At 63.6% G+C, this 22,498-nt stretch carries 12 protein-coding genes; 2 read left to right on the top strand and 10 right to left on the bottom strand.

The features are described from left to right. Positions 1 to 8 precede the first annotated feature (8 nt). The 8 genes from DN745_RS10675 to DN745_RS10640 form a co-directional block, all read right to left on the bottom strand. Positions 9 to 3,776: a serine/threonine-protein kinase gene (locus tag DN745_RS10675; protein WP_111334696.1), complete on the bottom strand. Its 3,768-nt coding sequence runs from the start codon at positions 3,774 to 3,776 to the stop codon at positions 9 to 11. A gap of 110 nt (positions 3,777 to 3,886) precedes the next feature. Further along, positions 3,887 to 5,464: a hypothetical protein gene (locus DN745_RS10670; protein ID WP_133621774.1), complete on the bottom strand. Its 1,578-nt coding sequence runs from the start codon at positions 5,462 to 5,464 to the stop codon at positions 3,887 to 3,889. Between the two features lie 119 nt (positions 5,465 to 5,583). Continuing rightward, positions 5,584 to 8,013: a sulfatase gene (locus tag DN745_RS10665; RefSeq protein ID WP_111334693.1), complete on the bottom strand. Its 2,430-nt coding sequence runs from the start codon at positions 8,011 to 8,013 to the stop codon at positions 5,584 to 5,586. A 49-nt stretch (positions 8,014 to 8,062) separates the two neighbouring features. Beyond that, positions 8,063 to 8,329, bottom strand: a complete 267-nt coding sequence (locus DN745_RS10660; RefSeq protein WP_111334691.1) for a hypothetical protein — start codon at positions 8,327 to 8,329, stop codon at positions 8,063 to 8,065. 44 nt (positions 8,330 to 8,373) lie between these two features. Continuing rightward, positions 8,374 to 11,673, bottom strand: a complete 3,300-nt coding sequence (carB, locus tag DN745_RS10655) for a carbamoyl-phosphate synthase large subunit (RefSeq protein ID WP_111334689.1) — start codon at positions 11,671 to 11,673, stop codon at positions 8,374 to 8,376. Between the two features lie 399 nt (positions 11,674 to 12,072). Then, the gene (locus tag DN745_RS10650; protein WP_111334688.1) at positions 12,073 to 13,767 is read right to left on the bottom strand and encodes a hypothetical protein; all 1,695 of its coding nucleotides are present in this window, start codon (positions 13,765 to 13,767) and stop codon (positions 12,073 to 12,075) included. Positions 13,768 to 14,049: 282 nt separating this feature from the next. After that, on the bottom strand, positions 14,050 to 14,334 hold the full coding sequence (locus tag DN745_RS10645) for a hypothetical protein (protein ID WP_162687600.1): 285 nt from the start codon (positions 14,332 to 14,334) through the stop codon (positions 14,050 to 14,052). A gap of 46 nt (positions 14,335 to 14,380) precedes the next feature. Beyond that, on the bottom strand, positions 14,381 to 15,238 hold the full coding sequence (locus tag DN745_RS10640) for a hypothetical protein (protein WP_111334685.1): 858 nt from the start codon (positions 15,236 to 15,238) through the stop codon (positions 14,381 to 14,383). On the opposite strand from DN745_RS10640, the gene DN745_RS10635 reads away from it, so the two are divergent. Then, a complete protein-coding gene (locus DN745_RS10635) occupies positions 15,221 to 15,508 on the top strand; it encodes a hypothetical protein (protein ID WP_111334683.1) in 288 nt (95 codons plus the stop codon). The two genes, DN745_RS10640 and DN745_RS10635, sit on opposite strands and share 18 nt — an antisense overlap. 471 nt (positions 15,509 to 15,979) lie before the next feature. Here DN745_RS10635 and DN745_RS10625 read toward each other — a convergent pair whose 3' ends face one another. Beyond that, positions 15,980 to 16,870 carry a WD40 repeat domain-containing protein gene (locus DN745_RS10625; protein ID WP_162687599.1) on the bottom strand — a complete coding sequence of 297 codons (891 nt, stop codon included), beginning with the start codon at positions 16,868 to 16,870 and terminating at the stop codon, positions 15,980 to 15,982. Position 16,871: 1 nt separating this feature from the next. Beyond that, positions 16,872 to 18,476, bottom strand: coding sequence for a WGR domain-containing protein (locus tag DN745_RS19570; protein WP_204354970.1), 1,605 nt, complete (start codon positions 18,474 to 18,476; stop codon positions 16,872 to 16,874). A 259-nt stretch (positions 18,477 to 18,735) separates the two neighbouring features. Here DN745_RS19570 and DN745_RS10615 point away from each other — a divergent pair, with 259 nt between their 5' ends. Further along, positions 18,736 to 22,407 carry a HEAT repeat domain-containing protein gene (locus DN745_RS10615; protein ID WP_111334678.1) on the top strand — a complete coding sequence of 1,224 codons (3,672 nt, stop codon included), beginning with the start codon at positions 18,736 to 18,738 and terminating at the stop codon, positions 22,405 to 22,407. The last annotated feature ends 91 nt before the right edge of the window (positions 22,408 to 22,498 follow it).

The following is a 22,498-nucleotide window of genomic DNA, read 5'->3' as shown; positions in this document are numbered from 1 at the left end:
TGAACTATTCAGGCGTTGGCGCGCCCCAGGCGTTGGTAGAGTTGCTCAGCGATACCGTCGACCTCGATGGCCATGCTGGGGTCACGAAGGTTGAGCAATCGGGAAAGCTCGTCAAGTGCGCAGGCCGCGTCTTCGGAAGAAAAGCGATGCAAGGCAGGGTTCTGGGCGAGCCCCTTGATGATCTTTTCTTTGACCAGTTGGTCGACGCGCAGGCGCTCGCCCATCTGCTCCAAGATCAACGCCTGGACCGATTGGCAGGCCAGGCAGCCGCGCTCGTCTTCGATGGTGCGGTAGTCGGCCTCGGCGCGCTCGACCAATTTGAGCGCGGACTCAAGCTTGCCGAGGTCGCGCTGGAGTCGGGCGAGCAGAAGTTGGGTCGCGGCGATATGGCGGGGGTCTTCGAGCTTGCGGAAACCCGCCAGCGCGTCGCGGCCCAGCGAGAGCGTCTCTTTGTGCCGGCCGATGCTCAGCGCCAGGCAGGAGAGGTGGTATTTGCAGCGGGTGAGGCCGCGGCGGTCCTCGAATCGGCTGAAGGCTTTATGCGCGGTGCGCAGGTTTCTGGCGGCCGGTTTATAGTCGGCGCGCTGCCATTGCATCACACCCATCAACAGCAGGCACTCGGCCTCGAGGTGTTCTTTGCCGAGCTGTTGGAAGGTCGCCAGGGCGTCCGTCAGCAGCTTCAAGGCGCGCTCGGGTTCGCCGATCTCGGCCAGCAAGGCGGCGGTGGTCAGTTGCACGCGCCCGCTGCGCTCCGGGTCGCCCATGCGCGCGGCCAGCCCGGCGGCGCGTTGGCAATAGGCGTCGGCTCTGTGGAAGTCGGCGCGGCTGGATTCAACATTCGCTCGGCATTCCAACACGTCGGTCTGCAGCCCGATATCGCCGATGTCTTCGGCGATGCGCTGGGCTTCGGCCAGGTGCTGGTCGGCCAGCGCGAGTTGTGCGCGCATCCAGGCGATCCTCGCCAGGGCCAATAGGCACACGCCGTCGACGCGTCGGGTGTCGAGGTCGACGAGTCCGCGGTTTCTTGATGCCATGGCTTCGCGGCGCGCGGCCTCGTACCAGCCGCTGGCCTCGTTAAAATCACCGCGGCGCTCGGCGAGCTTGCCCAGGCCCCAGCGCGCCCAGAGGGTGACCGGAAGGTGGTCGCCGCTGAGCAATTTTCGATAGTGCAGCCGCGCCGCGTCGTATTCGCCCACGCGCCGCTCCAGATGCGCCACCTCGAGGGCGACCTCGTCGCTTTGAAGCACGTAGGAGGCTTCGGCCAACAGGCCGTCGAGCGGGCTGCCGCTGGCGGCGGCCGACAGCTCTTCGGCCTCGCGGTAAAGCTCCATCGCGCGCGGCAAATCCGAGGAATTCGCCGCCGCGCGGGCGGCCTTGAGGGTATAGATATAGACGCCCTGGGGCTCGCGCGCGCGGCGATAATGCTCGACGATCTCTTCGGCGTGCGCGTCGATACGCTCGCTGAAGAAGTCGATCTTTGCCTCGGCGGCCAGGCGGTGCAGGTTGCGCAGCGAGCGGCGGCCTTCCATGTCTTGGAGTAGGACTTCGCGCATCAGCACGTGGTCAAACTCCAGGATATCCTCGCCGCTGTGGCCGACCTCGCGCAGGATGGAGTCGCGCACCAGCACCTCGAGGGTGGCGTCGAGGACATCGCTAAACGGCTGGGCGGGCTCGCGGGCGAGCATCGACTGCAGCAGGCGAAAGTCGAAGTGGCGCCCCAGGATGACCGCGCGCTCGAGCACGGCCTTCATGGCGGCCGGGTCCTCGTAATTCTCCCACACCTGACGGGCGCGGTAGCGCATCATATCGGCGATCTCGGTCGGGATCTCGGACTCGATATCGACGCCGGGCGCCAGCGCCCATTTACCGTTATGGTAGCGCAGCTTTTGGCTCTCGTGCAGGTAGCGCAAGAGCTCGGTGGCGTGCAGCGGGTTGCCCGAGACGTGCCGGGCGATCTCTTTGGAGACGCTGTCCTCGACGGGCACCAGGTGCTCGATAAGCTCGACGATCTCGGCGGTCTTCATGCGCCCCAAATCGAGGTGGAGCACGTCGTCGACCTTGACGCGTTTGAGGCGCTCAAGGGCGTCGAAGAGATGCGGCGCGCTGCGGACCTCGCCGCTTCGCACGGTGCCCATCACCATCAGCGGGGCGGGGTCAAATTGCAGGCCCACCGACAGATGCTCCAAGAAGGCGCTGGTCGGCTCGCCGGCGAAATGCAGGTCTTCGAGCATGATCAACAGCGGGCGCTCGCGGGCCGCGCGGCGCAGGATATTCTCCAGGGTCGAGAAGATCTGCTCGCGCCGGGTGGTCGCGCGGGTGGCGTCGAAGTCGGGCGCCTCAAAGACCGCGTCTTCGCCGCCGGGCTGCATCAGGCTGATGGCCTGTTCAATCTCGGCCTTGGCGAAGCCCCAATGCTCCAGGCGAGTGCGGATCAAATAGGGCAGTTGGTCGTAGGAGGCGTCGCGAGTGCCGAGCACGTCCTCGAGGATGGCGCGCACCCCGTTGAAGCCGCCGGTGCTGCGCGAATAACTCCCCTCGACCACGCGCATCACGCCGGATTCCTCGACGCGCACGCGAATCCACTCGACCAGTCGCGACTTGCCGACGCCGGGCGGGCCTTCCACGAAAATCAACCCGCCGGCGCCGTCTTCGACCGCGCGGCGCACGCGCCGCTCGATGCTGCGCCGCTCGTCGAGGCGCCCGACCAGCGGGGCCTTCTGGGTGCTGGGCATGGCGAAATCAGATGTGCCCCCGAAGATCGCCGCCGGCGGCACGGTCTGGCCGCCGTAGCCGCTCAGAAAGCCCCCGCCGGTCATATTTCCGGGGTGGCTTAAGGGGTTTCCGCCCGGCAGTTGCGGGCCGCGCAGCATCCACGGCACGTAGCTGAATTGGTTGATCACCATCTGGATGCGCTCGCGCGCTTCGGCCGCGGTTTGGATGCGCTCGTCGGGATCTTTGGTCAACAGGGCGTAGATGCAGCGCTCGAATTCGGTCGGCAGGTCCTGGCCGCCGCGCACTTTGAGCTGAGGAATCGGGGTGTGCAGGTGCGCGTTCATCACCAGCTTGGGGTCGTCGCCGGGGTAGGGCGGTTGGCCCGAGAGGATCTCAAAGAGGATGACGCCCAGGGCGTAGAGGTCGACGCGTGGGTCGACGGGTTTTCGCCGGAAGATCTCGGGCGCCATATAACGCGGGGTGCCCAGGATGATGCGCTCGTTGGTGGGTTCGCCGTCGTCTTCGTCGAGGCCGCCCGGGGCGTTGGTGAGGTCGAGGTCGCCCGATTGCGTCGCGGCCAGGCCGAAGTCCACCAGCTTGATGACCTCGCGGCCGGCGTCGTCGCGGCCGACGAGGATATTGGAGGGCTTGAGGTCTCGGTGAATAATGCCGCGGGCGTGGGCCGCCGACAGCGCGCTTAAAATCTGGTCGGTCAGCGAGGCGAGCTGGACGATATCGACGTCCTTGCGGCGCAGCTTGCTCATCGAGTAGCCGTCGACCATCTCCATGGCCAACCACAGCGTCTGGTCGTCGTTGTCGGTGCCGAAGTCGTAGACGCCAGCGATATGCGGGTGATTTAGGCGCGCAATCGCGCGCGCTTCGCGGCCGAATCTGCGGCGCGCGCGCGCGGTAAAGGCCTTGTCGGAGTGCAGAACCTTGAGCGCAACGTCGCGGTCGAGCGAGGTCTGAAGAGCCCGATAAACCGCTCCCATTCCGCCCTGTCCGATCTTTTCAAGGACGACGAACCGCCCCGCAATGGCTGAACCTTCTTCGTATTTAGACATGCAAACCAGGGATGTTCAGTCGGGAATTTCTCACGCATTAAGCGTATCGTAGTTAGCGCCGATTCTCCAGCGGCATTATCGACGAAAATCCGGCCCAGCCACGCGCAGAATCACTTCGGGTCGATGCGCCTAGAGCTCAGGAATTTAACGAATTTCTGGCTCGACTTGGCCGAGTCACTCTCGGGATATTCATAGACAAAGGTGCCAAATAAGACCGCCACCGCCGAGACGGCAACGATGCTCCTGCGCCACAGCGGCGGCCGGTCGGGGGTCGCGCGTTGGTAGAGAAAATAACCGATCACCGCGACGATGAGGAGCGCCAGCGGAATCACCGACGCCGACCCTTCGAGCCCGAGCAGGGCCATGCCTAGATTTGGCGAGGGCTTTCCGCGCTCGAAGAGGGGCAGGGCGACGGTCTGCAGCGGGTTGGTGATGCGCGGGGGCAGCTCCGGGAACGCCGTGGTCACCAGCGTATTATAGGCGATGCCGGCGGCGATATAGGCGTGCGCGAGGGTCGAGAGGAGCGGGCGGTCCGAGAGCTCTTCGAGCCCCGCGGCCGCGGCGATGGCGGTGAGCCCGAAGATCGGAACGAGCAGGCGCGGCCCAAAAGACCAGCCCCCAAACCACACCGATGAGCCGGCGGCCATCAAGAAGAACGTCGCCGCGCAAAAGCCGATATAGATCGCCAGCCAGCGGGTGTGGCGCCACATCGCGCCGAGCGCGAGGATGCCCACGAAGACCAGCGGCGCGCATAAAATAATGCCGCGCGATGGGCTAAATAAAAGCCCGTAGACCGACTCCGCGCTCGGCAAGGTGATGCCGTAGAGCCCCTTTGAATGCACCTCTTCGGAGTAATTATAGAAGAGGAAATTATAGCTGGTCTTAAAGGGGCCGCCGAAGGCGAAGATATTATAGACAAGCGTCGCGCCCACCGACACCGACGCGCCCAGCGCGGGGGCGAGGACGGCGGTGATGGTGCGGTGTTCGCGCACCGATAGATAGGCGATGGCGATGCCCACGCAGATCAGCGCCGCCTGGTATTCGATGGCAAACGCCATCCCGCCGCTAAACCCCGCGAAGACGCGCCAGCAAAACCGTGCGCGCGGGTTCTCGCTGCTCAAGCCGCGTTGGATGCCCAGCGCTGCGCCGAGCGCAGCGCTGGCGACCAGCGCATGTCCGTAAAACGCCGCGCCGTAGTGAAAGACGCTCGTCCCCAGCGCGTACGCGACGGTGGTGCGGTTCGCGATGCTCTCGCGGATGCCGATGCCAAGCAGTGTTTTTCGCAGGAATACAAGCCCGAGCAGCGTGAAGGGGACCATGACGAATAGGCGCATGAAAATCAGCGCCTTCTCGATGGAATCCGACCCGCCAAGGAGTCGGTACAGCGCGAACGCCGGCACCGCCAAAAAGCTCGAGCCCGGGGCCTTGTCGGAGTAGAAATGGCCGTCGCGTTTGGCGATATCAAAGGGTGTGCCGTATTTGTCGATCTGCTCGTTTAGCGAGAGCGTGCCCGAGTCCACCACCGCCATCGTCAAATAGATGCGCGAGCGCTCGTTGGGCGCGCTGATCTGCGGCGACATCCAGCTATAGCTCAGGCTGATCGTGATGACCAAAAATAGCCAGAAGACCGGCGTCTTTAACCATCGCAAAAGCGCTTTGGGGTTGGGTGAAGTTATCTGCAAAGCCATCGTCCTTCGAACGGATTAGAAGATGCGCTGAAATAGAGACACCGCGCAGCGCGGGGACCATAACGCGCCAGGCTTGGCAGGGCAATTTGGCTCGGCGCGGATGTTGGTCTCATTGGGGGTCAGGGAAATTTCGTCGCGCGCGATTCGGGGCCGACGGCCTCCATCGCGTTGAGCGCGTCGAGGAGTTCTTGGCGAAGCGCGTCGGCCTTGGATTGGGCGTCGGGAGCGCCGACGCCGTTCACGATCAGCGGTGATTTTTGCCCGGGGTCGTCGGCGATATCAAAGAGCCAGGTTTTGTGGGTGACGCGGTCGAGCATCAGCCGCGCGCTGCCGTCGATAAGCAGCGTCTGTTGGCGATACGGCGCGCCCATGGTGTTGGTGATAAGTAGCTGCGAAATAACAGGAAACCGACGCTTCGCGCCCTCGGTTAAGCGTCGCAAATCCTCGCCCTGAAAGCTCGCCGGCGGCTGAAGTCCCGCCACGCCCAGGGCGGTGGTCGACACGTCGATGAGCGACACCGGGCGCGTGACAACTTCGCCCGTCGGGGTCCCGGCAGGGTATTTCGCGAGCAGAGGAATCCGCACAAATTCCTCGTAGGAATCCAACCCGTGATGCGACAGCCCGTGCTCGCCGAGCGCCTCGCCGTGATCCGAGGTGATAAATAGGGCGGTGTCGTCCCATTGGCCGGCGGCGCGCAGCGCCTCGGCGATGCGCCCGATGGCCTGGTCGGCGTCGAGAATCGCGTCGCGATAACACCCAAGCCCCGGGGTCGTGTCGAAGTCGCGACAGGGCGGGTCAGCGGCGTGTGGGTCGTAGATATGCAGCCACCAGAAGCCCTCGGCTTTGCCGTCTTCGATCAGCGAGACGGCGGTGTCGGTGAGGGCGTCGAGGTTCCACGCCTCGGGGCCCGGGCCCTCGGGGAGGTTAGGGTAATGGAAGGTGTCAAACCCGGTCTCGAAGCCGAAGCCTTTTTGGAAAATACCGGCCGGGCCGTCGTCGACGATCGCCCGGGTGGGGAGGCCGGCTTGCCGGAAGATATCGCCAATCGTGGGGTGTTTGTCGGCGCGCGGCGAGGCGAAGACGCGGTTGATATCGTTGTCTTTGTCGGAGAAGACATAGCGAAAATCGAGGGTTCGGTAGGCCGGCTCGAAGTCGATCGCCAGCGGGATGCGCCCGCGCAAAAGGCTCGGTAGGGCGAGGGTGGTGATGCCCCCGGAGGTGTACGCGCGCTCGAAACGGGTCCACTCATCGCGGTGTGCGTGCAGGTAGGGCGTGGTGGCGTGTTCGGCGCCGTAGACCTGCATAAAGTCGGGGCGCAGCATATCGACGCTGATGACGATAACGAGGCGCGCATTACCACCCGGGAGCACCGCCGCTGGGGCGACCTCTTCGGCCGGGGCGTCGCCATTTCGGCAATTATCATCGACGCCGTCGGCGAGCACTTCGCGAGCCAGTGGGTTCACGCTGGCGCGGGCGTTGTCGCAGTCCGCGCCGCCAAGGTAGGCCGGCAGATAACCGTCCTCATCCTTATCGAAGACCAGCAAATAGGGTTGGGCGAAGAGTTCAGCGAGGTAGTCGCTTCGACGCGGAATCGGCTGTCCGGGGCTCGACGGCGCGAAGAATAAAAGCCCGTGACTCCCCAAAATGAGGAAGCCAAGAATCGCGAGTTTTGGGCGCAGGTTTTTGCCCGTTGGTCGCGTATAGGAGGGGCTTAAAACCGAGAGCCATCCGAGCGCTCCTAAGACCAGGAGCCACTCGAAAAACCCCAGGACCAGATGGGTTTCCAAATAGAGGCGGGGAACAAGAATAGCGCGATTTAGCCAGCTCAGGGCGAGCGCGCCGAGGAGCAGGATGCCCGATGTGGCGGCGGCCAGGCGGGTGTGTGTGCGCAGGATTTCGCGCATCGCAAGGTCGGCAAAATGGGGAACTAAGGCGGCCCCCGACGCCACGACCAGTAGCGCTAATACGGTGAGTAATTGAGCGTTGGGGTCCATAAATTGGTCGCCCAGCGACTCGACCAAAAGATAGCGCTGCTCAAGCCAGGAGACGCCCGCCGCGCCCAGGAGCATCCCGGGTAGCGTGAGCATCAAAACACTGCAAAGCCCCGGCCGCTCCGAGGCAAAGCGCAATATCGGGTAGACCAATAAGAGCGCGCCGACACCCGCGAAGAGCCAGAAATCCTGCAAGCCCAGGGCGCGCCCCAAAAAGTAGAGAACGCCGCTAAACCCGAGCCCGTAGACCAGCGTCAAGACGGCGAGCATGACGCGCTTATTAAAGCTTCGCGCGCCGATGAGAGCGCGGCGCATCCCGCAGATAAATAGCGTCGCGCCGATGCTCGGCAGCCAGATATACCCGGTCGCGGCGAGGAGGTTGGGGTTCCAAAAAAGGGCCGCGTCGGTCTCGTAGAATTGGTAGACGACGCCGCCGAATAAGAGCGCGAAGAGCGCCGCGAGGCTGACCAGCAGGGCATCGTGCAGCAGCAGCGATAAGTCGCTGGGAGCTCCCGTGTCGCTCGCCTGCGCGAGCTCTGTGTCGTCGGTCGATGGCATGAATCGGCGTCGCTAAAATGGGGAGGCTAGGGAGCCACGGTTTGCCAGGTTAGAGCTTCTGCCATTTGGCGCTTTTTTTCTTGCGAATATAGGTCTCCTTTCGACGTATATTCGGCAGCGTCCCCAGGGTCTTATCAAGCTCAATGATCTGGCCCAGCGGCAAGATGAGAAGGTCGCTCGCGTCAAAATCACCATCGCCCAAAAATTGCCAATCGCCCTCGTCGTCGAGCGTGACGTGGGTGATGTCGGTGGTCTGGGCGGCGATGCTCTTGGTCGTCAGGACGCCTTTGGTCTTATTATCGTCTAAAATCTGCATAATTCGCGGACTCTTTTGTGTTGGGAATGATTGCGCGGGGCGCCTTATTTTTCGGCCTTTAATTCACGGTGATATTCCTGCAAGGACTTCACCGAGGGCTGCTGACGGGCGACCTCGACCATGGCGTCGACGGTCGCGGCGCCCGCGGCGAGTTGAGTGCAATAGGGCACGCCGTGGTTGACGGTGGCGCGTCGGATGGCGCGGCTGTCCTCGATGGCCTGGGCGCCGGTGGTGGTGTTGATGACCAGCGCGATATCGCCGTTGATGACGGCGTCGGCGATATGGGGTTGGCCTTCTTTGACCTTGTTGATGGTCGCGACGTTGAGCCCGTTCTGGCTCAAATAGCGCGCGGTGCCGCGGGTCGCGACGAGCTCAAAGCCGAGCGTCTCGAGCTTTTTGGCCATCGGCACGCTTGCCCATTTGTCGGCGTCGCGCACGCTGATGAAGACGCGCCCCGAGGTGGGCGGGGCGTTAAACCCGCCGATCTGCGCCTTAAGATAGGCCAGGTTAAAGTCGGCGTCGATGCCCATGACCTCGCCGGTGGAGCGCATCTCGGGGCCGAGCACGGTGTCGACCTCGGGGAATTTCGCGAAGGGCAGCACGCTCTCTTTGGCGAAGAATGCCCGCGGGATCACCTCTTCGGTATAGCCCAGATCTGCGAGCGACTCGCCGAGCATGCAGCGCGCGGCCAGGCCCGGCAGCGGCATGCCGATCGCCTTGGCGATAAAGGGCACCGTGCGGCTGGCGCGCGGGTTGACCTCCAAAATATAGACGTCCTTTTGGTCCAGCACCGCGAATTGCACATTCATCAGCCCGACGATTTCGAGCTCTTTGGCCAGCGCCAGGGTTTGCTCGCGGATGACGCGCAGCACCGCCTCGGACAAATGGTAGGGCGGGGTGACGCAGGCGGAGTCGCCGGAGTGAACGCCGGCGGCTTCGATATGCTCCAGGATGCCCGCGATGGTCGCCGTTTTACCGTCGGAGATGCAGTCCACGTCGACCTCGACCGCCTGGTTTAGGAAGCGGTCGATGAGCACCGGGCTGTCGGGCGCCTGGGCCTGGGCGTGGGCGAACATCTCGGCCATCTCGGCGTCTTCGTGCACGATCTGCATGCCAAGGCCGCCGAGCACATAGCTCGGGCGAACCAGCAGCGGGTAGCCGAGCTCTATGGCGCTTTGCATCGCCTCGTCGAGGCTGCGCGCCAGGCGCGCCTCGGGCTGCTTGAGGCCGAGCTTGGTGACGATCTGGTTGAACTCCTCGCGGTCCTCGGTGCGATGAATCGCGGCGTGGTCGGTCCCCAAAATGCGCACGCCCGCGGCGTCGAGCTTATTGGCGAGCTTCAGCGGTGTCTGCCCGCCGAATTGCAGGATGACGCCGATGGGGTTCTCGCGCGCGATGATCTCCATGACATTCTCGAAGGTCAGCGGCTCAAAATACAGGCGGTCCGAGATATCGTAATCGGTGCTCACCGTCTCCGGGTTGCAGTTGAGCATGATGGTTCGGTAGCCGGCCTCGCGAAGCGACAGCGCCGCGTGGACCGCGCAATAATCGAATTCGATGCCCTGGCCGATGCGAATCGGGCCGCTGCCGAGGATCAAGACGCTCGGGCGCTCCGAGGCCAGCGCCTCGTTCTCGCCGCGCTCATAGGTCGAATAAAAATAGGAGGTCACCGTGTCGAACTCGCCGGCGCAGGTGTCGACCTGCTTAAAGACCGGCTGGAGCGCGAGCTCCTGGCGGCGCGCGCGAATGGTGTCCTCGTCGAGGTCGCGCGCGTTATAGGATTGCCCGTCGTAGCTCAGGTAAAACGCGACATCCCGGTCGCTAAAGCCGAGGCGTTTGGCCTTAAAGAGCAGGGCCTTGTCGATGGCGTCCACGCCATTCGCCTCGCCGAGGGCGCGCAGCTCCGCTTCGCAGGCGATGATCTCGCCGAATTGGTCCAAAAACCACGGGTCGAAATGGGTGAGCTGCTGGATGGCCTCCACGCTCATGCCCGCGCGCAGCGCGTCGAAGATATGCCAGATGCGCGCCGGCGTGGCGTTCATCAGCAGCGGGCGGAAGAAGTCGACGAGCTTCTCGTCGTCGAGGCCCTCCGGCGGCAGCGGCCGAAGCGCGGGCTGGGGGCGCAGCGTGTCGGATTTGGTCTCCAGGCTTCGCACCGCCTTTTGCATCGCCTCGGGGAAGGTTCGCCCGATGGACATCACCTCGCCGACCGCCTTCATCTGGGTCGACAGGCGGTCGCTGGCCTCGGGGAATTTATCGAAGGCGAAGCTCGGGATTTTGACGATCACATAGTCGAGCACCGGCTCAAACGCGGCGGTAGTGCCGGTAATATCGTTGGTGATCTCGTCGAGGGTATAGCCCACGGCCACCAGCGCCGCGACCTTGGCGATCGGGTAGCCGGTCGCCTTGCTCGCCAGCGCCGAGGAGCGGCTCACCCGCGGGTTCATCTCGATAACCACGCGCCGCCCGGTCTTGGGGTCCACCGCGAATTGAATATTGCAGCCGCCGCACTCCACGCCGACCGCGCGGATGATGGCGAAGGAGTCGTTTCGCATCGCCTCGAGCTCGCGCTCCGACATGGTCTGGATGGGCGCGACCGTGCTCGAATCCCCGGTATGCACCCCGAGCGGGTCGATATTCTCGATGCCGCAGATGACCATAATATTGTCGTTCTTATCGCGCATCAGCTCCATCTCGAGCTCTTTCCAGCCGATAAGACTCTCGTCGATGAGCACCTCGCTATTGGGGCTCTGCTGCAGCGACCATTTGACGTAGCGCTCAAATTCCTCGCGATTATAGGCGATATTTCCGCCCGAGCCGCCCATTGTATAGCTGGGGCGAAGAATCGCCGGGAACCCCACGCGCTGCTGAATCTCCCAGGCCTCCTCAAGCGAGCGCGCCACGCCCGCCTTGGGCTGCTCGACGCCAATCTCGCGCATAAGCGCATGAAATTGCTCGCGATCCTCGGCCCGGTCGATCACCTCCGGCGACGCCGCCAACAGCTCGATGCCCAGCTCGTCGAGCACCCCGTCGGCGTGCAGCTTCAGCGCCAGGTTCAGCGCCGTCTGCCCGCCCATCGTCGGCAATAGCGCGTCCGGGCGCTCCTTTCTGAGCACCTGCGCGACATAATCCGGCGTCAGCGGCTCGATATAGGTCGCGTCCGCGAACTGCGGGTCGGTCATAATCGTGGCCGGATTCGAGTTCACCAGGATCACCCGATACCCCTCGTTTTTGAGCACGCGAATCGCCTGCGTCCCCGAATAGTCAAACTCACAGGCCTGGCCGATCACGATGGGGCCAGAGCCAAGAATGCAGATGGATTTGATATCGTCGCGACGCGGCATGAGCGGGACCTGATGTGGTGGAGTCTGGGGGAGCGCGGGGTGTGTCGCGTTAGGAGATAATGAAAAAAGGTGGTGGGTGCAAGATGGGATGGGTTTGGGGAGGCCGCTGGAGCCCGAGCTGCACGCCCCGCGCCCCCCGCGCCGACCCCTGCCGGCTTGCCCGGCAGGTGAACCAGACTGACAGCCAAGCCCCGCGCCCCCCGCGCCGACCCCTGCCGGCTTGCCCGGCAGGTGAACCAGACTGAAGGCCACACCCCGCGCCCCCCGCGCCGACCCCTGCCGGCTTGCCCGGCAGGTGAACCAGACTGACAGCCAAGCCCCGCGCCCCCCGCACGCCCCGCGCCGACCCCTGCCGGCTTACCCGGCAGAGGTGAACCAGACTGACAGCCAAGCCCCGCGTCAGAGGGGAGTGATGGTGCCGTCGTCCTCCTCAATCGGGCCGCCACCCGTGTTGACGCATTCCTTGATCTCGGTGCGCACGCACTCAAGCTTGGCGCCGCAGGCGTCCATGGTGTAGCCGTCGGGGCAGCTCATCCCGCTGTCTGCGCCCAAAAAGGTCGAGCCGATCATATCGCCGGTCGAGAAGATAATATTATTCTCCACGTCGGCCGCCATCATCGAGGCGTCGTCCACCAATGAGCCGGCTGGGAAGGGGCCGTAGATTTCGGCGCCGAAGGCCGCATCACCGCCATCGTTATACCCTTCCAGAAGGAAGGTGTGAGCGCCCGCGGTTAGCGTCACCGGGATCATCCACCAATAGTTGAAGTTCGCGTTGATATAGGTTGTGCTCAGCGACCCCGGAGACACCGTCACGCCGTCGATGGCCGCGCGCACACGGTTGTCGCCGGCGATGCCGATCAGATAGTCACCGGCGGTGGGGGCGTCGACGCAGGTGGTGAAGCCGAGCCACTCCTCGGTCGGAGTCGAGCCGCTACTATTGCTGTCGCCGTCGCACGCCCACACGCCGACGTTGTTCAGTCGGCCGTCGGTTGAGTCGCTCCAACTCTGGCCAAAGAACGCGTTTTGTAGGGTGTTTCCGCTCGGGTATTTCGCGCCGCCGCCGGAATAGGTCGAGTTAGTGTCGCCCGCGCAGACCCGAAACGCCTCGCCGTTATGGGTGACCGAGACGGTTTCGGTGCGCTCGCAGGTCTCATCGACCGGGTTGAACTCAAACCCCTCGGGGCACTCGCATAGGCAGTCCTCGCCGCTGAGCATATGAATGGGGAATTTGAGCGCCGCGTGCGATGGGTGCGGGTCGCCCTGGGCGACCAACAGGTCCTCGATGGGCACCAGGTTTCCGTTGGCGTCGTAGCCCAGGTCATAGACCGTCGCCGCGACCTGATAGCTCCCCGGCTCCTGGGAGTAGATGGTCGCGCAGGCCACCGTCTCGCCCGCCGCGTTGGTCTCGATGCTGCTTGAAACGATATGGGCGCCCGGCTCGATATCCCAGGTCACGTCGACCGGGTCGGAGTCGGGGTCCGAGACCGTGACGCACACCCGGGTGCGCTCGGTGCAGGTGAATTTGGAGTCCTCAAATTGCAGGTCGTCGATCTGAGGCGGGTGATTCACGCTGGCGATGGTGTCCAGCCCGCCGCGCTCTTCGCCGCGACATTGCATGATCAGCAGGATCTCGGTGGTGCTCCCAGCAAAAACGGGCACCGCGTCTCGATGGGCCGACCAGCAATCCTCGGAGAGGCTGCCGTCGGCTTGAAGCGGCTCGACCAGCACGTCGTAGCAGCCCGGCGACAGGTCGAAATATTGGTCGGCGAAGAGATGCTGCGAATCCTCATCGTAGGGGGCGTTCTCGAAGGTGCCGTTTCCGCCCGGGATAAACATATCGGCCAGGTCGACGTCGGCCGTCTCGACGTTGGCCGGGGTGATCGGCGCGCCCGTGGTGCAGTCGACTTCGGTGGCCGTAAAGCGCACGCCTCCGATATCGGTGTCGGCCAGCACGTCGGTGGTCAGCGCGAGGGTCGCGGTGTCAAAAGCCGGGCTCGACGCCGCCGGGGGAGCGTCGGTCTGCTCGACCGCCTCGCCGCAACCCACCGTGAGTCCCAGGCATAATAGCGCCAGATATTTCGTATAATTTTTCATCTTAAGTCTCCAATCTGGGGAATTTATTTCACAAAACTCGGCCGCCTTCAGGCGATAGAACCATCATCGCCTCAAGGCGCGTGTACGTCGCAGAATCATCTCGGCTCAGGCTTCGCTGACGAGGCGAAACCCGCTGAAATGCGGGCGAGAGTCACTCGCCATTCACCGGTATTGCTGGCGACGGGGGCGATGGTTGCAGGGGTTTCGGGGCTTCGGCAAGGCCCTGAGAGGGCGTTGGGCGGGGTTTGGCCAGGATTTATCTAAGTTTGCACCGGGCTGGCACTAAAGCTGAAGATAGGCGGGTGATTTGCATCCAAATTGGCAATGTCTTGCGCTCGGTTTGTATGGGCGACGCCCGATCGAAGGCCCGCGAAGGTGGTCGCTCAGGCTCGCCCCGCCAATCGTCAACGCCTCGACCCAGATGGGCGTTCCATTCGACTCGCCCAGCCGCTGCACCATGCCGGGGACGTCGTGCACAAACGTGTGGCTGCTGCCGATAAAGAGCACCCGCCGCGCCTGCGGGGGGCGGGCGCGTTGGGGCGATAGCCCGCCGAGCTTTGGACACAAAAAAGGGCCCGATGGGGCCCCTTTTTGCCGCTATACAAAGCCACTGTTAATCGACGCAGTAGCCCATCTCCGCGTGGCACTCTCCCTCCACGCAAAAGCCCTCTCCGGCGCAATCGGCGTCGGTGGTGCAGGTGGTGCGCAGGCAGGTGTTCTCCGTCGAGCAGGAGAAGTTGTCGGGGCAGTCGCCATCCTCGCAGGCGATCGCTTTGCAGTGGCCGTCGGCGGCGCAGAACTCGGCCTCGGCGCAGCTGCTGTCGTCGGTGCAACTGGGCAGGCAGTAGCGGTTGAAGCCGTCACAGGCGCACATGGCGGTATCGGCGCGGCGGCAGACATCGTCGGCGCCGCATTCGCTGTCGTCGTCGCAGCTGGTCATCTGACCGGCGGGCACGCAGGTGCGCGGCGCGCAGTAGGTGTAGCGCTCATGTTGCACGGGCGTCAGGCAGGAGTTGCTCCCGAATGCGTAGCAGTCATCCTCGACGTTGCACATGCCCAGATCGTTGGTGGTGGCGGGCAGGGTCAGGTCGAAGTCAAAGCCGTTGAGACACCATTTGGTCTCGCCATTGGAGTCGAGCAGGTGCAGGACCAGGTCGCTGATTCGGCCGGTGACCGAGGCCCCGGCGCGGGTGCCGATCGCGCTGAGCGTCATCTCGCCAGAGGCGGTGTAGAAGTAGTTTTCGCAGGTGTAGGGGGTGGGGTCGGCGCCGGGATCACAGCCGGTCCATCCGTTCACAAAGGCGTTGATCGGCACGTCCTGCTCGGGGGTGCTCATCACGAAGGGGGCGTAGTCGGCCAGATCGGTGCTGCCGCCCTGGGGCCAGTAGATGACCAGGCCGCGGGTTTTGCCGTTCTCGTCGGCTTCGCCGTGGAAGATGGCGTTGATGCCGTTGTGGTCATAGCGCGCCACCTCAAGGGTGCGAGGGCCAAACCCGCTCAAGTCGCAGCCGGGCACGGGGTCGTCATCCCCGACGTCGGGGGTGTCGTCGGCGTCGGCGTCGGTATCACCGTCAGTGTCGGCGTCGGCGTCGGTATCACCGTCAGTGTCGGCGTCGGCGTCGGTGTCACCGTCAGTGTCGGCGTCGGTATCACCGTCGGCGTCAGTATCGGCGTCGGCGTTGGCTGTCTGGTTGGTGTTGGTTTAGACGTCGCCACAGCCGAGGGTGGTACTGAGGAGTAGGGCGAATGCGAGGTAAATAAGTCGGGAAGAAAGTGCAGTACATAAGTGCTCCATGGCGTATGTAACCGAGGAAATGCTTGTCAGCAGATAAGAGGCGTCCTTCCTCGGATTTGAGAAGCGGGATGCCTACTATGAGGTGGGTTTAACTGCAATGGTTAATTCGTTGAGGCTAAAGGGGGCAGTGGGGAAGATAGGCTTTGGGATGTCGAGTTTGATCCCCGGAGTGTTCGCATGGCGAGGTCACCCGGCACGGCGGCCGGGGCCGACGATCGTGGTGGGTGGAAAGAATGGGGAGCTTGTCATCGTCGACGTCGAGTCGTGAATCGGTGTGCAGGTGGACGCCGGCGACGGTTGGGTCTTCGGGTGAACCGAGGCCTCGCAGCGGGCGCCGGAGATGTAGAGTGTTGAATATAAAAAGGGCCCCGCGGGGCCCTTTTTTGTGAGCAGAATGACGATCGCCGTCATTCAGGCTCAGAGATCGAGCAGGTCCAGCGACGCGCAATCCCAGGCCACAATGTTCGACGAACCATTCATGGGATTGCAGCCCGCGTAGAGCACGCCGCGAGCGGCGTCGATGGCGAGGGCCCAGACGGCGTGGGGCCCATCGCCAACAGGCGCGGGCAGTGGTAGCCGCTGGCGCGTTCCGTCGGAGAGATCCCAGCGGTGGACGCCGGCGTCGGCGCCGGACCAGGAGGCCGCGAAGAGATAACCTTCGTAGGCCCGCATCCGGGAGACCGCACACTGTTCGAGCGTGCGTGTGATCTCGAGGTCGGGGGTGAGAAAGCGAATAGCCTCATCCCAGGCCGCGAGGATCTGGTTATTGACGACTTGAACGTCGGCGATGGCGCCGGTGTCCAGAGTCATGCCGCGGCGCGAGGCGATCTCGACGGTGTGCAGCCCGACGTCGGTGGCGAAGGTGATGTGGCTTTCGCCCGGCCCCCAGGCCACGGTGTTGACGTCGGCGCGCGCTTTGAAGCGCTGCAGCTCGTCGGTCGATTGGGTGTCCCAGATGCGCAGCGTGGAGTCTTCGGCGACCGACGCCAACTGCTTGCCGTCGGGGCTGAACTTCACCTTACGCACACCCTGCGGGACGCCGGCGTGTCCGGTGTAACTGGCGATCTCATCGCCACTCTGCACGTCGTACTGGCGGACATGCCCGCCGTGAAAACAGATCACGACACTCTTGCTATCGGGGGCGAAGTCGACGTCATACGCGTGGCCGGTGGCTCCGGGAATCTTTATGACGGCGTTGCCGCTGGCGGTGTCGAAGATGATGCCCTTGCCCGGCCCGGCGGCGGCCAGGAGAGTTCCGTCCGGGTTGAGCGCGAGGCCATAAACGGCCGACATAGATGGACGCTTCATATTACCACTCCTGTTCGTAGGCGCCCTCGCGGACTTTGCCATTGTTGACGAAGACCTCTTTGCCAGCGACGCGCGCTTCAAAGAGCTGCCAGGCTGAGAATTCGCCACCTTCGATCATCTCGGGCACAAAGAGGTTGGTCGATTCGGTGGAGATGTAGTCGTCGGTGAAGTCGGTGGCGTAGGTTCCGTCGCCGATGATGTGTTTTGTCTGGACGTTGCCGCCGAAGCCGAAACAGAAATAGGTCGTGGCGACGAGGACTTCGACCTGGGCGTCGCCGGCGACGTTGAGGCTCCCGCCGTTGTCGCCGTACATGCCGACGAGGGTCTTGGCGTGGAGGTCGCCCTGCACGGTGATGTCGCCGACTTCCGACATAAGGAGGTGATTGACGCGGAGGTCGCCGGTGACGAGCAGCAGGTTGCACTCCGACTCCGAGCCCCATTCCACGGAATCGGCGGTCAGCGTGAGGTCACCGTCGATGACAATCGGTGTGCCCTGCTCGCCAAGCGTGAGCGCCAGATCCAAAATATCGCTCACGTCGCTGGTGACATTGCCGCGGTAAACCGTGGCGTCGCCGCACATGCTCAAAAAGGTCAGGGCCGGCTCGGCTCGAAAGGCTTCAAACGCTTCTTTGGCCTCGGCCGGGCTCATCGTGGTCGGTTTGGGGTTGCTCGCCGGCGCCTCGCCGGCCGGCGCGTCACCCGATGCGATGGCGCGGATCTCTTCTGCGGAGAGGAGGTCGGGCGCGGCGCCCTCCAGGAAGGGGGAGGCACCCGACTTCAGGGTCGCCGCCAGCGACCACCACTCGAAGTCGAAGTCCTCGTCGTCATCTTCATCAAACCATTCGAAGAACTCGTCGGGGAAAAGGTTCTTTAGCTCGTCGACGTAATAATCGTACTTAAAAAAGTCGTCGTGGTAGCTGAAATAGTTGATGCAGACCGTTTTGGGGTTGGGGGTCATCGTGCAGCCGTGATCGCTGTTGAGGATCAGCGGGACGTGGGTGGTCCCCTCCACGACCATCTGCCCATGATTGTAATTGCCGATGAAGGCGGTGGTGATGTAGGCGTCGCCGGTGACTTCTTTGTAGGAGTTGACGCTGGTCACAAAGTCGCAGTGAAGATCTCCGAGCACGAGCAGGCAGGGGTAATACTCGGTCAGATCCAGGCTGCCGTGGACGGTGAGGTTGCCGTCGATGATCACCAGCTCGTCGGTGGGCTCGCGCTCGCCATCAAAGAAGAGGGATTCCACGGTGTTCTTGTTGACGTCACCGTAGATCTCGACATCCCCCTCGAAGACGATGACTTTGGCGAAGCGAATGTTTCCCACGTAGCGGTCGGCGAGTCCGTATTTCTCGACAGCCTCGTCATTGGTGAGCTGAGCGGCGGGTTTGGCGTCGGTCCGGGCGCTCGCCGTGTAGCCCTTCTTCTTCTTGGACGCGATGAGTTTGGCGGCGCTCTTCTGCGCCTCCTCGGCGGAGTCGAATTCTTTGGTGCTGGCGCGCCCCTCGGAGCCGATCTTTCCGTAGGTGACGGTGTGCGAGTTGCCGAGAAGCTTGATCATCCAGAACTTGGCGGACGTGTCGTCCACGAACTCAAGGTAATGCGTCATGGTGTACTCCGATGAGGGGAATCTAGGTGATGCGCATGGGACAACAAGGGCGAGCTGAATCGGGCCTACAATGGTGATGCGTGCCATGGGTATACCAAGTTAGAGCGAGAAAATCGACGGAAACTTATGATTCTGCGCCTCCGAAACGTGTTTGCGCATGTTGGCGCTGTAGATTAGAATCGGCGCACTCACCCTGAATGGCGACCGCTGTTTATGCCGTCAATGATCGCTTAGCGCGACATCATGTGTTGGAGACGCGATGACGTATTACCTTGAGAACGCTGAAGAATTCTGGCGTGTCGACTATCAGGACGACATCGTCACCGTTCGCTCAGGCCCCCTGGGCGAAGCCGGCTCGGTCGTTGAGACGCACGAGGTCGCCGATGAAGGCGAGGCGCTGGCGTTGATGCGCGAGACGGCGCGAGCGCAGCGCGATCTCGGGTTTGTGCAGCGCCTTCCGCCCGAAGAGCGCTTCAGCCAGGACGAGCGCGTCAAAGCGTACTGGCAACACGAGGTCCTCGATGTGTGGAAAGCGATGGGCGTGACTGAGGCCGAGCCGCTCGACTACCGCGACCGGTGGGAGGCCTACCTCGCCAAACCCCTGCCCGAGGAGTTGGACCAGTACCTGACCTGGCGCTCCACGCACCGGTTTGGCTATTGCAACTTCGGCGAGTGGCGGATGTGGGATGAGGACCTCTGGCTGCCGGAGGCGGAGCGAGGAAACCTCTTCGAGCAGCTCGTGCTCATGGATCAGGAGAACGTGCTGGCTACGGCGATGATGGGCCAGTTTGCCCGCTGGGTGAGCATCGGCAGCGCGGGCAATGGCGATCAGTATTTTGCGCACATCGACGACCTCGACCCGCAGCGCGTCGAGGTGGTCTTTTATGATCATGAGACGAGTTCGCCGAGCTTTGTCTGCGCCGACTCGCTCTCGTCCTTCGCCTGGCTCAACCGCTGCTACGTGGCCTTCTTCGACAACGAGGACGCGGAGGACGAAGCGCCCGGCCTGGCGCAGATCACAGAGGATATGAGCCGGCTGGAGGGCCGCGTCGCGCTCTCGTGGCATTTCGACGAGCTGGAAGAGGGGACGGAGTTCGAGCCGGGCTATGAGGCGAAGTCCGATGCGCTCTACCTCTTCCACAAATTCGTCTGGATCAGCGACCTCTTGCGCAACACCAGCATCGGTGCGTTCGAGGAGGTCGCGGAGGTCTTTTACGAAAGCCTGCACGCGGAGTTGAACTTCGAGCAGGCCAAAACGAGGCCTTTTGATGCGTCGTCGGCGCTCTACTGGATCTGGCGGCTCTTCTGGTTCGACAAGCCCGAGCTCGAAGCGTGCCTTCAGCTTGTGGCGTCGCATGATTCGCCGGTGGTGCGCGATTGCGTCGCGCTGGTGCGAGAGCTTTTGGAGGGGCGCACCGAGCTCGGTGCGATCAAGGACATCTTCGCGCTGCGCGAGAGGTTCCTGGCGCTCGATCTCGACCCCGACCGGGCCGAGGAGCGCGCCCGTGAGGCCGAAGAGGCCGAGCGGCTGGCGAACGCCGCCCACTACGCCGCGATGGAGCGTGCCGACCAGCTTATCGCCGAGGGTGATGTCGACGCGATGACCGAAGCGCTCTGGGAGCTCGATGATGATGAGGCGACCGAGCGCGTCTTTGCCAGGGTCATCGAGGCGTCGCCCGAAGGGAAGGTGTGGGCGCGCCGGTGGAACTTCATCGATGAGCACCGAAGCAGCCGCGATGGCCGGGGGCACGATTACGAAGACGAGGAGCTCTACGAGATCATCTGGCGCGAGCCCTCCGAGCTTATCGGCCCGCTGCTCGGCAAGCCGGAGAGCTGGACCGGCCACGACTGGAAGCGCCTGGGGCTGGCGGCCGCGGCGGCGGGTGAGCGCATGCTGCCGCATCTGCTGACGGCGCTCGATACGCGCGATGAGTACCGGCGCGCGCAGACCGCGGCGGCGCGGGGGTTTGCCGCGCTCGGCGATCCCGCGCACGTCGGCAAACTTGTCCCCCTGGTCAAGGAGTTGTGGTGGCCGAACGGCAACTTCTTGATGGAGATGTCGAAGAGCGACCCCTTGCTCGCGACGATTGAAGCGCTCGGGGCGTTGGGCGGCAGTGAGGCGGTCGAAGTCCTCATGAAACTGATGGAGAAGGGGCCCGACAAGGTGCGTCCCCGGGCGGCCGCCTCATTGGGACGCATCGGCGACGCGGAGGCGACCCAGACCCTGATCGCGTACGTCGATTCGGAGGCGACGCGGCCCGTGCTCTTTGCCCTGGCGCATATCGGCACCGAGGAGGCCCGATCCGCCATCGACGCCTACATCGCCAAAAATAACGGATCGCTGCTCAACCTGGCCTACGAGCACGGCATGCAGCAGTTTGCGGCCTTCCAGACCGGCGGCGCCGACGCTGTCGACTGGTCACTCGTGGCGGAGCTCAACCTGATCGTTGAGAACTCCACCTACGACGACCGGGAGCTGCACGAAACGCTCGCCAGGCTGTATCGGCATCATCCCGACGCCGCTGTGGCAGAAGCGCGGCTGCGGGAGTACCTGCATCACGAGTATGCCGTGGTGCGTACGGCGGCGATCGAAGGGCTGGAGGCGCTGGGCGTCGACCTTGGGTTGCGCTGGATGGACCGTCCGACCGTCGAGCTCATCTGGGAGAGCCGTGGTGTGGAGGGCCTGCGCGAAGCGCTGGCCGACCCCAACGCCATCTTCCGGCATAACCTCGTGATCAAGGCCGCGGAAGAGGGCGTCGGCGACGCGCTCGACGCCGAGGTGCTCGCGCTGGCCGACCTCTACTGTCGCTTCACCGGCTACACCAACGGCTATGTGAGGGATGCGCACCGACGCACCTATTATCTCATTGAGGCGATGTCGAAGTTGGACACCGAGGCGATGCTGCGGCGTCTGTGTCGGCTCTGGAAGTCGAGCAACCCGCATTACAGGGGCGCGGAGTACATCAAACACAACTTCGACGATTTGCACGCCCGCATGCGGCCCTACGTCGCCGAGGTCGAAGCGGCGCTCGCTGCCGAGGCCGAAGCAAAAGCCAACGCGGAGGCCAAAAAGGCAGGGCTCGGACTCTCCGCGCGACCCTTTGGCGCCTCTGCCCACGCCGAAGGCCACACCTCGCGAATCCGCTCGGTGCAACTCCTGGGCGACCAGGTGCTGACCTCCTCCGACGACAAGTCGGTGATTCGGTGGTCGCGCGAGGGCACGCTCCTGGCGAAGTACGCGTTTAAGGACGGGTTACGCGACGCGGTCATGGACGACGAGCACGTCTACGCCATCAGTGGCGAGTTTGCCGCCTGTCGTACGCTCGATGGCGAGGAGGTCTGGCAGCGCGAAGGTGTCTTCAACTACTGGATCGCGCTGATGGGAGACCGTTTCATCAGCCCGCCCTACGACACCCTGCGGATCCTCGACCGTCACACGGGCGAAGATATCTACACCTCCAAGACGCTCTTCGGCCTCCAACGCATGGTCCGGCTGGACGACGACCACTTCCTGGTCGCCAAATACCAGGGGGAGCGCTTGCTCGTCGTCAACCCCTTCACGTTGAAGGTGACGGCGCAGTGGAAGCTACCACCGGTCAGCGGCTACGGCGGGCTCTGGAGCATGGCGGCGGCCGATGGCGAGGTCTTCGTCAGCAGGCGCGATGACTCGGTGGTGGTGTTCGACGCGCATGGCGAGGTGATTCGCCGCGGCGTTTTCGATTCGAGCCTCTACACGATCCGGGTGGTCGGGGATCACCTGATCAGCGCCAGCAGCGGCACGACGGTTAAGGTGTTCGACAAGCAAACCTTTGAGCTCATTCAGGAGGTCGAGACGGGCATCGCCATCGAGTCCCTTGGCGTCGGGCCGGGGCCGACCATCGTGGTCGGTGGAAAGAAGGGTGAGCTTGTGATGGTCGAGGTCGAGTCGTGAATCGGTAGGGAGGTGGGCGCTCGCACCCCTGCGCGCAGAACGCAAAAAAGGGCCCCGCGGGGCCCTTTTTTGTGGGGGTGTAACGCTGATC

Source organism: Bradymonas sediminis (genome assembly GCF_003258315.1).
Taxonomy (GTDB): Bacteria; Myxococcota_A; Bradymonadia; order Bradymonadales; family Bradymonadaceae; genus Bradymonas; species Bradymonas sediminis.
Note: the sequence above shows the minus strand (reverse complement) of the source record. Positions and strands in the feature narration are given on the sequence as shown.